This window comes from Microbacterium terricola (assembly GCF_027943945.1).
Classification (GTDB): Bacteria; Actinomycetota; Actinomycetes; order Actinomycetales; family Microbacteriaceae; genus Microbacterium; species Microbacterium terricola.
In genome coordinates, this window is record NZ_AP027141.1 from 783,122 (window position 1) to 797,407 (window position 14,286).

Genomic DNA, 14,286 nt, shown 5'->3' on the forward strand with positions numbered 1-14,286 from the left:
CGCGCCGTGGGAGAATGGGCGGATGCCGACCCAGACTCCTCTCGCCGCAGCATCCCTCTCCGCCGGCCGGTTCGACTTCGCCGTCGCCGACCTCTCCCTCGCCGAGGCCGGCCGTCACCAGCTGCGGCTCGCCGAGAACGAGATGCCTGGCCTGATGGCCCTGCGCGAGGAGTTCGGCCCCTCGCAGCCGCTGCGCGGCGCACGCATCGCCGGGTCGCTGCACATGACCGTGCAGACCGCCGTGCTCATCGAGACCCTGACCGCCCTCGGCGCGCAGGTGCGCTGGGCGAGCTGCAACATCTTCTCCACGCAGGATGAGGCCGCGGCGGCCGTCGTCGTCGGTCCTACCGGCACCGTCGACGCGCCCGCCGGCGTGCCCGTGTTCGCGTGGAAGGGCGAGACGCTCGACGAGTACTGGGCCTGCACCGACCGCATCTTCGACTGGTCGGCGGAGGGCTTCGACGGTCCGAACCTCATCCTGGACGACGGCGGCGACGCGACGCTGCTCGTGCACAAGGGCGTCGAGTTCGAGCGCTCAGGTGAGGTGCCGGCGGCGACGCACGCGGACAGCGGCGAGTACCGGATCATCCTCGAGACGCTGCGCGCCAGCCTCGCCCGCGACCCGCAGCGGTTCACGCGCCTGGCCGCAGGTCTCATCGGCGTCACCGAGGAGACCACCACCGGTGTGCACCGCCTCTACGAGCTGGCCGCGGCCGGAGAGCTCCTCTTCCCGGCGATCAACGTCAACGACTCGGTCACCAAGTCGAAGTTCGACAACACCTACGGCATCCGCCACTCGCTGCCGGACGGTCTCAACCGCGCCACCGACGTGCTGATGGGCGGCAAGGTCGCCTTCGTGTGCGGCTACGGCGACGTCGGCAAGGGCGCAGCAGAGGCGCTGCGCGGGCAGGGCGCCCGCGTGATCGTCAGCGAGGTCGACCCGATCTGCGCGCTGCAGGCCGCGATGGACGGATTCCAGGTCGCGCGCCTGGAGGACGTCGCGGGAAGCGTCGACATCCTCATCACCGGCACAGGCAACAAGGACGTCGTCACCGTCGAGCACCTGCTCTCCCTCAAGCACCTGGCCATCGTCGGCAACGTCGGGCACTTCGACAACGAGATCGACATGGCGGGCCTCGAGAGCCTGGCCGGCGCGGAGTCCGTCGAGATCAAGCCGCAGGTGCACGAGTGGCGCCTCCCGAACGGCCGCAGCGTGCTCGTGCTCAGCCAGGGGCGCCTGATGAACCTCGGCAACGCGACCGGCCACCCGTCGTTCGTGATGAGCGCGTCGTTCACGAACCAGGTCCTCGCGCAGCTGGAGCTGTTCACGAAGACCGCCGAGTATCCGATCGGCGTCTACACGCTGCCGAAGCACCTCGACGAGAAGGTCGCCCGCCTGCACCTGGGTGCCCTCGGCGTCGAGCTGACCGTGCTGAGCCCCGTGCAGGCCGCCTACATCGGCGTGCCCGTCGAGGGGCCGTACAAGCTCGATCACTACCGGTACTGACCTGCGCGTCGGGAAGCCGCGGCCGCCCCGACGCGTGCCCGCGCTTGTTTTGCATGATTCAAAACAACGGTAGGCTGGGGGCATGTCGTCCCACCCCGCGCACGCCTCCGTGGCGGACGCCGCAGGCGAGCTCCGGGCCGCCGGTCTGCGCGTGACCGATTCGCGTCGCGCCGTGCTCAGCGCACTGCGCGATCATCCGCACGCGAGCGCGGACGAGCTGTTCCGCCGAGTCGCCGAGTCGGTGCCGCAGACCAGCCTGCAGTCGGTCTACAACGCCCTCGCCGATTTCGTCGATGCGGGCCTCGTGCGCCGGATCGAGCCGGCCGGCCGCCCCGGCCTGTTCGAGCTGCGCGTGGACGACAACCACCACCACGTCATCTGCCGCGCATGCGGCCGCATCGATGACGTCGAGTGCGCGGTCGGGCCGGCCCCCTGCCTCACGCCGTCCGACGCGCACGGCTTCACCGTCGAGACCGCCGAGGTCACGTTCTGGGGCCTGTGCCCCGCCTGCGCGACCTCGTCCCCCCACCACCAGCCAGAGGAAGGAACACCATGACGAACCCCGAACAGGGCGCAGCGCCGATCGGCGCAGACGTGACCGATGCCGATCAGGCCGTCACCGACATCGACACCCCCGTGGAGGACCGGGAGGACGGCGAGAACCGCCCCCGCCCCAACGACGAGGACGGCTGCCCCGTCATCCACGGCGGCCAGCCGCATCCGACGACCGGCTCGGCGAACAACGTGTGGTGGCCGAACCAGCTGAACCTGCGCATCCTCAAGAAGAACCCGGCCGTCGGCAACCCGCTCGGCGAGGAGTTCGACTACAAGGCGGCGTTCGCCGCGCTCGACCTCGCCGCCGTCAAGGCCGACATCGCCGAGACGCTGACGACCTCGCAGGACTGGTGGCCCGCCGACTTCGGCAACTACGGCCCGCTGATGATCCGCATGGCGTGGCACAGCGCGGGCACCTACCGCGTGACGGACGGCCGCGGCGGCGGCGGCGCGGGGCAGCAGCGCTTCGCCCCGCTGAACAGCTGGCCCGACAACGTCAGCCTCGACAAGGCGCGGCGCCTGCTGTGGCCGGTCAAGAAGAAGTACGGCCAGAACCTGTCGTGGGCGGACCTCATGATCCTCGCCGGCAACGTCGCCCTCGAGTCGATGGGCTTCGCGACCTTCGGCTTCGGCGGCGGTCGCCCCGACGTGTGGGAGCCGGACGACGACGTGTACTGGGGCCCGGAGACCACCTGGCTGGCCGACGAGCGCTACTCGGGCGACCGCGACCTGGAGAAGCCGCTCGCGGCCGTGCAGATGGGCCTCATCTACGTCAACCCGGAGGGGCCGAACGGCAACCCCGACCCCCTGGCATCGGCGCGCGACATCCGCGAGACGTTCGGCCGCATGGGCATGAACGACGAGGAGACCGTCGCGCTCATCGCCGGCGGGCACACCTTCGGCAAGACGCACGGCGCGGCACCCGACACGAACATCGAGGCCAACCCCGAGGCCGCCGGCCTCGAGCAGCAGGGCCTCGGCTGGAAGAACAACCACGGCACCGGCAAGGGCGACGACACGATCACCTCGGGTCTCGAGGTCACCTGGACGTACCACCCGACCCGCTGGGACAACGAGTTCTTCCACATCCTGTACGCGTACGAGTGGGAGCTCATGCGCAGCCCCGGCGGCGGCCACCAGTGGCGCCCCATCAACGGCGGCGGCGCCGACATGGTCCCGCTGGCGCACTCGAACGGGCGCCGCGAGCCCCGCATGCTCACCAGCGACCTGGCGCTGCGCACGGACGCGGCCTACGACGAGATCTCGCGCCGCTTCAAGGACGACCCTGTCGCCTTCGGCGACGCGTTCGCCCGCGCATGGTTCAAGCTCACGCACCGCGACATGGGCCCGATCGACCGCTACCTCGGCCCCGAGGTCCCGGCGGAGGAGCTCATCTGGCAGGACCGCGTCCCCGCGGTCGACCACGAGCTGATCGACGCAGCGGACGCCGCCGCGCTGAAGGAGCGCGTGCTGGCATCCGGCCTCACCGTGTCGCAGCTGGTGTCCACGACGTGGGCGGCCGCATCCACCTTCCGCGGCAGCGACAAGCGCGGCGGCGTCAACGGCGCACGCATCCGCCTCGCCCCGCAGAAGGACTGGCAGGTGAACCGTCCGGCCGAGCTCGCCGTGGTGCTGTCGGCGCTGGAGGGCATCCAGGCGGAGTTCAACGACGGCCGTGCGGACGGACGCAAGGTGTCGTTGGCCGATCTGCTCGTGCTCGCCGGCAACGCGGCGGTGGAGAAGGCGGCGAAGGACGCGGGCGTCGAGGTGGAGATCGCCTTCCACCCCGGTCGCACGGACGCCACGCAGGAGCAGACCGACGTCGAGTCGTTCGGGTTCCTGGAGCCGGCCGCCGATGGGTTCCGCAACTACTACGGTCCGCGCGCGTTCCTGCCGCAGGAGCACCACCTCATCGACAAGGCGAACCTGCTCACGCTCAGCGCGCCGGAGACGACCGTGCTCGTCGGCGGCCTGCGCGCGCTCGGCGCGAACTGGGACGGCTCGGAGTACGGCGTGCTCACCGAGCGCCCCGGTGTGCTCACGAACGACTTCTTCGTGAACCTGCTCGACCTGGGCACCACGTGGACGCCGCTCGACCCCGGTTCGCAGGCGTTCGAGGGCGCCAAGGACGGCTCGGGCGACCGCGTCGGCCGCGGCACCCGCGTCGACCTGCTGTTCGGCTCGAACTCCGAGCTGCGCGCCCTGGCCGAGGTGTACGCGAGCGATGACGCGAACGAGAAGTTCGTGCGCGACTTCGCCGCGGCCTGGGGCAAGGTCACCGAGCTCGACCGGTTCGACCTGGTCTGAGCCCGGAACGACGGAAGGGCAGGTGCTCGCGCGAGCGAGGACCTGCCCTTCCGTGCTGCGTGTGCGGCTACTCCGTGCGCGCCTCGGCCTGGATGGGCTGGGCGGGCGTCTGCTCGAACAGGGCCCGGTAGGCGAAGCCGGCGATCAGCGCGCCGACGATCGGGAACACGATGAACACCCACACCTGTCCGAGGTAGCCCCCGCCGCCGTAGATCGCCGTCGCGATCGAGCGCGCCGGGTTCACGGAGGTGTTGTCGATCGGGATCGACGCCAGGTGGATCAGGGTCAGGGTGAGGCCGATGACCAGCCCCGCGAAGCCGGTGCCGAGCCGCGCGTGGGTCACGCCGAGGATCACCAGGACGAAGATCGCGGTGAAGAGGATCTCGGCGACGATCGCCGCGCCGAGGCCGAAGCCGCCCGGCGAGAGCTCGCCGTAGCCGTTGCTCGCGAAGCCGCCGGCCTGCGCGTCGCCGAGCCAGCCCTCAGGGCCGAAGACGCCGATGAGGAAGAGCAGGGTGGTGCCGATCGCACCGCCGACGATCTGGGCGATGATGTAGCCGGGCACGTGCTTCCACTCGAAGCGGCCGGCCGCGGCGAGGCCGAGGGTGACGGCGGGGTTGAAGTGGCCACCAGAGATCGGCCCCCACGTGTAGGCGCCCGCGACGATCGTGAGACCGAACGCGAGGGCGACGCCGACGAAGCCGACGCCGAGAGATGTGCCGTTGGCTCCCGTCCCGAAGTCGGCCGCGAACAGCGCGGTGCCGACGGCGCCGAACAGGAGCAGGAAGGTGCCGAGCGCCTCGGCGATGAGCTTGGTGGCGTTGGACGGATCGATGGCCTTATCCGACATGGCGGACTCCTTTCACCCGGTGCCTGGAGCCTAGACCCGGCTCAGCGGATTCCCAGGCAATGCCCCTCGGCGGTGCCGCAAACCGTCATCTTCGCCGCTGTCGACTACTCTGTGGGAAGCGCATGGGGACGCCGCCCGCGGCTGCGCCGTGCCGGAGAGAAGGACGAACGCGCGAGATGACATCACGCATCCTGGTTGTCGACGATGACACTGCCCTTGCCGAGATGATCGGCATCGTGCTGCGTACGGAAGGGTTCGACACCGTCTTCTGCGCCGATGGAGCCAAGGCGGTCGACATCTGGCGCGCGGAGCGGCCCGATCTCGTGCTGCTCGACCTGATGCTGCCCGGCATGGACGGCATCGAGATCTGCACCCGCATCCGGGCCGAGTCCGGCATCCCGATCATCATGCTCACGGCCCGCACCGACACCGCCGACCTGGTCAAGGGGCTCGAGTCCGGCGCGGACGACTACATCGTCAAGCCGTTCAATCCCAAGGAGCTCGTCGCCCGCATCCGCACGCGTCTGCGCCCGGCACCGCAGGCGGAGAAGGAGACGCTCCGGATCGGCGACCTCACGGTCGACGTCGCGGCGCACGAGGTGCGGCGTGCGGACGAGGTGATCGCACTGACTCCGCTCGAGTTCGAGCTGCTGGTCGCGCTGGCATCCAAGCCGCAGCAGGTCTTCTCCCGCGAGATGCTGCTCGAGCAGGTGTGGGGCTACCACTACAAGGCCGACACCCGACTCGTGAACGTGCACGTGCAGCGCCTGCGCGCGAAGGTCGAGCTCGACCCGGACAACCCCAAGATCGTCACGACGGTGCGCGGCGTCGGCTACCGCGCCGGCGCCGTGGTGTGAGGCGCCGGTGACCGGGACCACGGCGACGGTCACGGCAGCCCGCCCGCCCCTGCGCGGCTGGCGGGACTGGCGCGCGTGGCCGGACAACCTGATCCGGCTGTGGCGGCGCTCGCTGCGGTTCCGCACCGTCATGATCACGCTGGCGCTGACGGCGCTGACGATCATGATCGCGTGCGTGTGGATGGCGCTGGCCATCCAGGACGACCTGTTCCGCTCCCGTCTGACCCAGGTGCTCTCGGACGCGCAGCGGGCGACCCTGGCCGCGCAGACCACGCTGGACGCCAGCGAGCCGCAGGGTGACACCGTGCAGCTGCAGAACCTCATGCGCAGCGTCACCGACCAGCTCGCGCAGCAGTCGACCAGCGACATGATCGCGGCGTTCCGCATCGACACGGCCGCCTCGGCGATCGCACCCCAGAACTTCACGTCGGGCGGCCTGACCGAGGACACCGTGTCTGACGGCCTGCGCGAGATGGTGCAGTCCGACGCGGGCAAGCAGTGGTGGCAGTCGGTCGTCGTGCCCGCTCCCACCGGCGGGGGAGAGGTGCCGGGCATCATCGTCGGGCAGCAGATCCTCGTGCCCGACGTCGGCGCGTACGAGCTCTACTTCGCCTACGACCTGAGCAGCGCGTCGCAGACGCTCGGGTTCATCCAGGGGACCCTGTGGGTCGTCGGGATCGCGCTCGTGCTGCTCATCGGCGCGATCTCCTGGTTCGTCCTCCGCTCGGTGACCACACCGATCGGCGAGGCGGCGGAGACCAGCGCGATGCTCGCGTCCGGTGAGCTCGGGGTGCGCCTCGATGTGCACGGCGAGGACGAGCTGGCGACGCTGGGCCGCTCGTTCAACGCCATGGCCGACAGCCTGGAGTCGCAGATCAAGGAGCTCGCCGATCTCTCGCTCGTGCAGCAGCGCTTCGTCTCCGACGTCTCGCACGAGCTGCGCACGCCGCTCACGACGATCCGGCTCGCGGCCGACATGATCAACGACCAGCGCGACGACTTCGATCCCTCCACCGCCCGGGCCGCAGAGCTGCTGAACGCCCAGGTGCAGCGCTTCGAGACCCTGCTGACCGACCTCCTCGAGATCAGCCGCTACGACGCGGGGTCCGTGCAGCTCGAGCTGGAGGCCACCAGCCTCGCCCACCTGGCGGAGGACGTCATCGGCTCGATGCAGCAGGTGGCCGAGCAGCACGACACCGACGTCCGGCTGGTGGCGCCGGGTGGCTACTCGCCGGTCGAGATGGACCCGCGCCGCATCCGCCGGATCGTGCGCAACCTGCTCGGCAACGCCATCGAGCACGGCGAGGGGCGGCCCATCGTGGTCACCGTCGACAGCAACCAGCACGCCGTCGCACTCGCCGTGCGCGACTACGGCCTCGGCATGGACCCCGTCGACGCCGAGCGGGTGTTCGACCGGTTCTGGCGCGCGGACCCCTCCCGCAAGCGCACCCTGGGCGGCACCGGCCTCGGACTCTCCATCGCGCTCGGCGACGCGCGGCTGCACGGCGGCGAGCTGGCCGTCTGGTCGCAGCTCGGCGGCGGCTCCAACTTCGTCCTCACCCTGCCGCGTCATGACGGACGGCTGTCGGGTCCGTCGCCGATCCCGGTCGATCCGGGCGACGACGGCGCGTCGGGGAGCGAGGCGCTCGGACTCACCCAGCCGATCGTGCTGCCCGACCACGATCGCGCACCTGCCCCGCGCGGGGGGACCTCGTGAGCGCGCGGCGGACGCGGCGGGGCCGCAGCATCCTCGCCGCCCTCGTCTCCGGCGTCGCCGTCGTGCTGATGTCGGCGTGCGCCGGCCTGCCGACCGCCGGGCCGGTCTACCCGGGCCTCGAGGTCGGCGAGGAGACCGGCGATCCCGACTTCGCGTTCCTGCCCGACCGCCCGCAGCCGGGCGCGACCCCTGAGCAGATCGTGGATGGATTCCTGCGCGCCGGCTCGGGCACGTTCGACGGCTGGGAGACGGCCAAGCTCTTCCTCACCACGGCGTTCCGCGACGAATGGGACCCCGAGGCGGGTGTCACGATCGATGCGCCGGGCAGCCGGGTGTTCCAGTCCGGCGCCGACGATGCCGTGTCGGTCACGATCCTCGGCGAGGCGACCGTCGACGAGAGCGGCGCCTACGAGCCGCTCGCCACGGACTCGACGACGCTGTCGTTCGCGCTCGAGCAGGAGGACGGCGAGTGGCGGATCTCGGATGCCGCCGACGGCATCGTGCTCGACCGCAGCCTGTTCCCGACCGTCTTCCACCGCTACCCGTTGATGTTCTTCGACCCCACGTGGCAGTACCTGGTGCCGGACGTGCGCTGGTTCCCCACCACGAACGCCGCCGCCCGCATCTCGCTCGCCCTCATCGACGGCGAGCCGAGCCCCTGGCTCGCCGAGTCGGTGGAGAACTCCTTCCCGGATGCGGTCAGCCTGCGCAGCCCGACGGTTCCGGTGTCGGGCGGTGTGGCGCAGGTGAATCTCGGCCCGGGCGCGATCGGACTCGAGCAGACCACCCTCGACCGCATGCAGACCCAGCTGTCGGCGAGCCTCGAGGCCGCGAGCGCCCAGAGCGTGGAGATGACGGTCGGGACGGCCCCGCTCGAGGCGTCGGTCGTGGAGACGCGCTCCACCCGCATCACCGGCCCGCCGCTCGTCGTCGTCGACGGCGAGCTGGGCTTCGCGACCGGCGAGCAGCTGACCCCGATCCCCGGCCTCACCGACGCCGTGGCGCAGCTGAACCCCGCGGCCGTGTCGATCCAGGTCTCCGCGGAGCGCGACGCGGCCGCGGCGCGGCTCGCCGACGGCACGGTGGCCCGCGTGGGGGCGGACGGCACGATCGCGCTCCTCGACGAGCGCGCAGGTCTCGTCGACCCGAGCATCGACCCGTTCGGCTACATCTGGAGCGTGCCGGAGCGCGACCCGACCGGGCTCACGGCCTCCTCGCCGGGGAGTGTCGCGGTCGCCGTGTCCGACGCCTGGCCCGGGGCCACCGACATCACCGCCATGGCTGTCTCGCGCGACGGCACGCGCCTGGTCGCGGTGACGAGGTCGGGCGATCGCGAGCTGCTCTCGATCGCCGGCATCATCCGCGACGACTCAGGCGCACCGGTCCGGGTGGGGGAGCCGCTCGCACTCGGCACGCTCGCCGGCGTCGGCCGCGGCGTCGCCTGGCTCGATGACGTGACGGTCGGGGTGCTCACCGCATCCGGCGACGACCGTGAGGTCGTGGAGCAGACCGTCGGAGGGGCGCAGGCCACCACGGCGGCACCCGCGGGGGCGGTGTCGATCTCCGGATCGACCTCTGCGGCGACCCTGCGCCTGCTCGGCGCGGACGGCGTCGTGTCGGTCAAACGGGGCGCGACCTGGCAGGAACCAGTCGACGAGGTCGAGGTGCTCGCCACGCAGCAGGGTTCGCCCGAGTAGTCCTCCACCGCGGACCGTCCGGGGTCGGCTGTCCACCGGTCATCGCAGGGCTGCCCTCACCGGCACTGCGGACGACAGGGTGGGGCGATGGAAGTCGCCCGCCACCCTGCCCGGGTCGAGCTCGCCCGGCAGCTGCGCGCGATCGCGACCGAGACCCTGGCCCTGCTGCTGCCGATCTCCTGCGCCGGCTGCGACGAACCAGACATCGCGCTGTGCGAACCCTGTCGTGCGCTGCTCGCCCCCGCGGTCGACACCCGCACGATCGCAGGCGGCCTGCGGGTCAGCAGCGGCCTGCGGTTCGAGGGGGTCGCGGCCAGGGCGATCAGGGCGCTGAAGGCGGACGGGCGCACCGGTGTGGCGGTCGAGGTCGCGCCGGCGCTGCGGTCCGCCGCGCTCGCGGCGGGCTGGGAGCCGGGCGTGCTGATCGTGCCCGTGCCCACGTCGCGGGCCGCGTACCGTCGGCGCGGATACCGGGTCGTCGACCTCATCGCCCGTCGCGCGGGCCTGCCCGTCTCCCGCGTGCTGCGGGTCGGTCGCGCGTCGGCGGACCAGCGCGGTCTCGGCCGCGAACAGCGGCGCCGCAACGTCGCAGGCACTCTGAGCGCCCGCGGTGCGGCCGGCGCGACGGTCGTCATCGTCGACGACGTCATCACGACCGGCGCCACCCTCCTGGAGGCGGTGCGCGCCCTGCGCGCCGCCGGCGCGGAGGTGCGCGGGGCCGCTGTCGTGGCTGCGACGCCGCTGCGTCGACGCCACAGGGAGACCGCGGCGAAACATCTGGAACTCAGGGGTGACGGGGCGAACCTGCCGGGGTAGCGTGGGGGGTCACAAGGCGACTGATGGTCCGCCCTTGGCCGGGTGGACCGGAACAAGGAGGTCAGGGATGGATACCAGCATCGTCGGCGTGGGAGTGAGCATCACGGATCGCTTCCGCTCTGTGGTGGATGAGAAGAGTCCCCGCATCGAGCACCTCGCACCGCGCGCCCAGACCCTCGAGGTCAAGGTGACGCACCGCGCGTATCACAACGGTCGCATGGAGGACGACACGGTCGAGCTCACGCTCATGGGGAAGGGCCCTGTGGTCAGGGCCGAGGCGGTGGACGGCGACAAGTTCGCGGCACTCGACCTCGCTCTCGACAAGATGGCCGAGCAGCTGCGGCGCGCGAAGGACAAGCGCGTCGACGCCCGCAACCACCCGAGGGGGGCCAAGTTCGAGAAGGGCAGCGGAGCGATCCAGGGGATCGATCTGCAGCCCGCGTCCGTCGAGGTGCTCCGCGCCGTCGCGACCGGCGAGATCCCGATCGTCACAGGCAACGAGGAGGAGGCCGACTACACGCCGGTCGTCATCCGCACGAAGCGGTTCGACGCCGAATGGATGACGGTCGAAGAGGCCGTCGACCGCATGGAGCTGGTCGGCCACGACTTCTTCCTCTTCGTCGACGCGAGCACCGACCACCCCAGCGTCGTCTACCGGCGCAAGGGCTGGGACTACGGCGTCATCTCGCTCACGACCCAGACGCCGCCGGAGGAGCTGGCCTCGTAGACGATGCGTTTCGGAGGGACGGATGCTGCGGCATCCGTCCCTTCGTCTGTCCTGGCCGGCGTCAGTCGAACATGTCGCCGAGCAGACCGCCCAGCACGACGCCGCCGAGGATGCCGGTGAGCGCGTCGCCGCCACCGCGGCCGCCGCCCCAGCCGCCGCCCTGTCCGCCCCAGCCCGGCCCCTGCGGACGCGAGGAGTCGATGTCGCGCTGAGCCAGCTGGAGCGCCTCGCTGGCCAGCTCCGCGGCACGTCGGGCGCCGTGGAAGGCGGGCTCGAGTGCGTCCTCGTCGCGGGGGAGGCGGTCGACCTCGGCGCGGGTGCGCTCGGCCTCCGCCAGGCGGGTGCGCGCGTCGGCGCCGATCCAGCCGCGGTGGCCGTTGATGACGTTGCGGGCCAGGGCGATCTGGCGGTCGGCGTCGTCGATCGCGTGGCGGATCTGCTCGGCGGTCGGCAGCGGTCGTGCGGCGCGGTCGCGCGCCTTGGCGATCGCCGCGTCCAGGCCCGAGTTCGCCTCGCGCAGGCGCGAGAGCTCCGCGAACGGGTCGATCCGCGCACCCGCGGCCGGCAGTGCGGCCAGCGCGGCGGAGAGAGCTCCGATGGCCGTGGCCACCGCCTCGGACGCCGGTGCGTCCTTCGCGGCGACGAGGTCGCCGCGGGAGTCGTCGACCACGGCGGCGAGCGTGGACTCGGCGCGCAGAGCCTCGATCTCGAAGTCCTCGATGCCGTCGAGCACGGTCTCGGCGCGCCGCACCGCCTCGGTGGCGGTCTCGAGCGCGAGATTCGCCTCCTCGGGCCGCTCTCCGGCCCTGCGGCGCTCGGAGACGTCCGCGGAGTGCTCCGCGAAGCCGAGCAGCTGCTCGACCTCGTCGGCGCCCGCGGAGACCTTCTGCACGGCCGACTCGGCGTAGCGCGACGCGATGCGCGCCACCGCCTCTCGGGCCTCGGGGATCCGCGCGCGCAGCCGGACGGCGTCCGCGCGCACCTGCGCCAGCACCTCAGGGGCGCGCCGCACCCGTGCGATGTCCGCGGCGAGCGCCTCCGTGCGGTCGTCGAGCAGGCTCTCCGCCCACTCGCAGAGCTGCACGATGCGGGCGTTGCGGGTGCGCAGCTCTTCCGGGGTGTCGGGGATCTCGTCGTGGTTCAGCTGGTGCAGCTGGAAGGCCTCGCCGAGGTGATGGCGCACGGCGGTGAGCGCGACGCGCAGCTCTTTCGTCGCGCCGGTGCCGAGCTCCGCATCCGCGAAGGCCAGCTCGTCGGTCGTCACGCGGATGCGCTCGTCCGCCGCGACGAGCGAGGTCTTCGCGCGGCGCGCGAGGTCCTCGTCCTGCGCCTGCAGCTGTTCCTCGTCGCGCTTGCGCTTACCCCAGAATCCCGCCATGGTCCGATCCTACGTGGGCCTCACCGGAGCGAGCTGTGCGCTGCCCCGGCGACCTCGTCAGTCGCGGTGGCGGGGCTTGCGGGGCGGGCGGTCGTCGTCGCGCGGGCGGCGGGACGGGCCGCCGGTGTCCAGTCGGATCTCGATGAGCTGACCGGAGATGCGGGTGTCGGACAGCCGGGCGAGGGTGTCGCTCGACAGGTTCGACGGCAGCTCGACGAGCGAGAAGTCCGGTCGGATCTGGATCGCGCCGAAGTCGCCGCGGCTGAGTCCACCCTCGTTCGCGAGTGCGCCGACGATCTGGCGCGGCTCGACGCGGTGGCGCTTGCCGACGGCGATGCGGTACGTCGCCATGTTCGGGTTGCTGGGGCGCTGGCGTCGCTCGCGCTGCCCGTCGCGGTCGTCACGGTCGAAGCGGCCGGGGCGGTCGCCCCGGTCGGGCCGGTCGGCGAACTCGCGCTTCGGACGGTCGGGCTCGGCGTCGAGCAGCAGCGGCGACTCGCCCTGGGCGACCACGGCGAGCGCTGCGGCCACATCGACCTCCGGCACGTCGTGGTTGCGGACGTAGTGCGCGACGATGTCGCGGAACCGGTCGATGCGCGCGGATTCGCCGAGCGCCGCGGTGATCCGGTCGTCGAAGCGGGCCAGACGGGTGACGTTGACCTCGTCGACGCTCGGGAGCTGCATCTGGGTGAGGGGCTGGCGGGTCGCCCGCTCGATCGACGAGACGAGGTTGCGCTCGCGTGGGGTCACGAAGCTGATCGCGTCGCCGGTGCGGCCGGCCCGGCCGGTGCGGCCGATACGGTGCACATACGACTCGGTGTCGGTCGGGATGTCGAAGTTGACCACGTGCGAGATGCGCTCGACGTCGAGACCGCGGGCGGCGACGTCGGTCGCGACCAGGATGTCGAGCTTGCCCGACTTGAGCTGGTTGACCGTGCGCTCGCGCTGCACCTGGGCGATGTCGCCGTTGATGGCGGCGGCCGAGTAGCCGCGAGCGCGGAGCTTCTCGGCCACTTCCTCGGTGGCGCTCTTCGTGCGGGCGAACACGATCATGCCCTCGAAGTTCTCCACCTCGAGGATGCGGGTGAGCGCGTCGATCTTCTGCTGCCACTGCACGACGAGGTAACGCTGCGAGATCGACGCGGAGGTCGTGGTCTTGGTCTTGACCGTGATCTCTTCCGGGTCGTTCAGGTACTGCTTCGACATGCGGCGGATCGTCGCGGGCATGGTCGCCGAGAAGAGGGCGACCTGCTTGGTGTCGGGGGTGTCGGCGAGGATCGTCTCGACGTCTTCCGCGAAGCCCATCTTGAGCATCTCGTCGGCCTCGTCGAGCACGAGGTACTTCAGCTCCGACAGGTCGAGCGTGCCCTTGTCGAGGTGGTCCATGATGCGGCCGGGCGTGCCCACGATGATGTGCACGCCGCGACGGAGAGCCGACAGCTGCACGCCGTAGCCCTGCCCGCCGTAGACGGGGAGGATGTGCACGCCGCGCAGGTGGGCGGCGTACTTCTCGAAGGCCTCGCAGACCTGGAGCGCCAGCTCGCGCGTCGGCGCCAGCACCAGCGCCTGCGGGGTCTTCTGCGACAGGTCGAGCCGGTCGAGGACGGGCAGTGCGAACGCGGCGGTCTTGCCCGTGCCCGTCTGCGCGAGGCCCACGACGTCGCGGCCGGCGAGGAGGGTGGGGATCGTCGCGGCCTGGATGGCCGACGGCGTCTCGTACCCGACGTCGCGGAGCGCCTTCAGCACCGCGTCGCCCAATCCGAGGTCGGAGAATGTGAGGGCGGCGGGCTCGCTCGGAGCCTCTGCCTCGGTGGGCGCGTCGGTTTCGGTCACAATTCAGGGTAGTGCGTCGCGCCTGTGAGACGACAGGACGCC

At 71.5% G+C, this 14,286-nt stretch carries 11 protein-coding genes; 8 read left to right on the forward strand and 3 right to left on the reverse strand.

The window, feature by feature from the left end:
- Nucleotides 1-22: 22 nt before the first annotated feature.
- From ahcY to katG, 3 genes are all read left to right on the forward strand, one after another.
- Nucleotides 23-1,507, forward strand: a complete 1,485-nt coding sequence (gene ahcY, locus Microterr_RS03595) for an adenosylhomocysteinase (RefSeq protein ID WP_263796094.1) — start codon at nt 23-25, stop codon at nt 1,505-1,507.
- An 82-nt stretch (nt 1,508-1,589) separates the two neighbouring features.
- Nucleotides 1,590-2,063, forward strand: coding sequence for a Fur family transcriptional regulator (locus Microterr_RS03600; protein ID WP_263796093.1), 474 nt, complete (start codon nt 1,590-1,592; stop codon nt 2,061-2,063).
- The gene (gene katG / locus Microterr_RS03605) at nt 2,060-4,369 is read left to right on the forward strand and encodes a catalase/peroxidase HPI (protein WP_263796092.1); all 2,310 of its coding nucleotides are present in this window, start codon (nt 2,060-2,062) and stop codon (nt 4,367-4,369) included. The genes Microterr_RS03600 and katG overlap by 4 nt, the downstream gene beginning before the upstream one ends.
- 67 nt (nt 4,370-4,436) lie before the next feature.
- Here the strand turns inward: katG and aqpZ are convergent, their stop codons facing one another.
- The gene (gene aqpZ, locus Microterr_RS03610) at nt 4,437-5,219 is read right to left on the reverse strand and encodes an aquaporin Z (RefSeq protein WP_263796091.1); all 783 of its coding nucleotides are present in this window, start codon (nt 5,217-5,219) and stop codon (nt 4,437-4,439) included.
- A 176-nt stretch (nt 5,220-5,395) separates the two neighbouring features.
- Between aqpZ and mtrA the strand changes: the two genes are divergently transcribed.
- From mtrA to hpf, 5 genes are all read left to right on the forward strand, one after another.
- Nucleotides 5,396-6,076 (forward strand): MtrAB system response regulator MtrA, encoded by a 681-nt coding sequence (gene mtrA / locus Microterr_RS03615; RefSeq protein WP_263796090.1) that lies wholly within the window; start codon nt 5,396-5,398, stop codon nt 6,074-6,076.
- A gap of 7 nt (nt 6,077-6,083) precedes the next feature.
- A complete protein-coding gene (gene mtrB / locus Microterr_RS03620) occupies nt 6,084-7,793 on the forward strand; it encodes an MtrAB system histidine kinase MtrB (protein WP_263796088.1) in 1,710 nt (569 codons plus the stop codon).
- Nucleotides 7,790-9,490, forward strand: coding sequence for an LpqB family beta-propeller domain-containing protein (locus Microterr_RS03625; RefSeq protein WP_263796087.1), 1,701 nt, complete (start codon nt 7,790-7,792; stop codon nt 9,488-9,490). The genes mtrB and Microterr_RS03625 overlap by 4 nt, the downstream gene beginning before the upstream one ends.
- Nucleotides 9,491-9,577: 87 nt before the next feature.
- Nucleotides 9,578-10,306, forward strand: a complete 729-nt coding sequence (locus Microterr_RS03630; protein ID WP_263796086.1) for a ComF family protein — start codon at nt 9,578-9,580, stop codon at nt 10,304-10,306.
- 67 nt (nt 10,307-10,373) lie between these two features.
- Nucleotides 10,374-11,033, forward strand: a complete 660-nt coding sequence (gene hpf, locus Microterr_RS03635) for a ribosome hibernation-promoting factor, HPF/YfiA family (RefSeq protein ID WP_263796085.1) — start codon at nt 10,374-10,376, stop codon at nt 11,031-11,033.
- A gap of 61 nt (nt 11,034-11,094) precedes the next feature.
- Here hpf and Microterr_RS03640 read toward each other — a convergent pair whose 3' ends face one another.
- Both Microterr_RS03640 and Microterr_RS03645 read right to left on the reverse strand, forming a co-directional pair.
- Nucleotides 11,095-12,411, reverse strand: a complete 1,317-nt coding sequence (locus Microterr_RS03640; RefSeq protein WP_263796084.1) for a coiled-coil domain-containing protein — start codon at nt 12,409-12,411, stop codon at nt 11,095-11,097.
- Nucleotides 12,412-12,468: 57 nt separating this feature from the next.
- A complete protein-coding gene (locus Microterr_RS03645) occupies nt 12,469-14,244 on the reverse strand; it encodes a DEAD/DEAH box helicase (protein WP_263796083.1) in 1,776 nt (591 codons plus the stop codon).
- Nucleotides 14,245-14,286: the final 42 nt, after the last annotated feature.

What these genes read in the sequence shown, in the direction of transcription:
- katG (WP_263796092.1), top strand. Translation starts at nt 2,060, where the DNA reads ATGACGAACCCCGAACAGGGCGCAGCGCCGATCGGCGCAGACGTGACC.
- mtrA (WP_263796090.1), top strand. Translation starts at nt 5,396, where the DNA reads ATGACATCACGCATCCTGGTTGTCGACGATGACACTGCCCTTGCCGAG.
- hpf (WP_263796085.1), top strand. Translation starts at nt 10,374, where the DNA reads ATGGATACCAGCATCGTCGGCGTGGGAGTGAGCATCACGGATCGCTTC.
- ahcY (WP_263796094.1), top strand. Translation starts at nt 23, where the DNA reads ATGCCGACCCAGACTCCTCTCGCCGCAGCATCCCTCTCCGCCGGCCGG.
- Microterr_RS03640 (WP_263796084.1), bottom strand. Translation starts at nt 12,411, where the DNA reads ATGGCGGGATTCTGGGGTAAGCGCAAGCGCGACGAGGAACAGCTGCAG.
- Microterr_RS03600 (WP_263796093.1), top strand. Translation starts at nt 1,590, where the DNA reads ATGTCGTCCCACCCCGCGCACGCCTCCGTGGCGGACGCCGCAGGCGAG.
- Microterr_RS03630 (WP_263796086.1), top strand. Translation starts at nt 9,578, where the DNA reads ATGGAAGTCGCCCGCCACCCTGCCCGGGTCGAGCTCGCCCGGCAGCTG.
- aqpZ (WP_263796091.1), bottom strand. Translation starts at nt 5,219, where the DNA reads ATGTCGGATAAGGCCATCGATCCGTCCAACGCCACCAAGCTCATCGCC.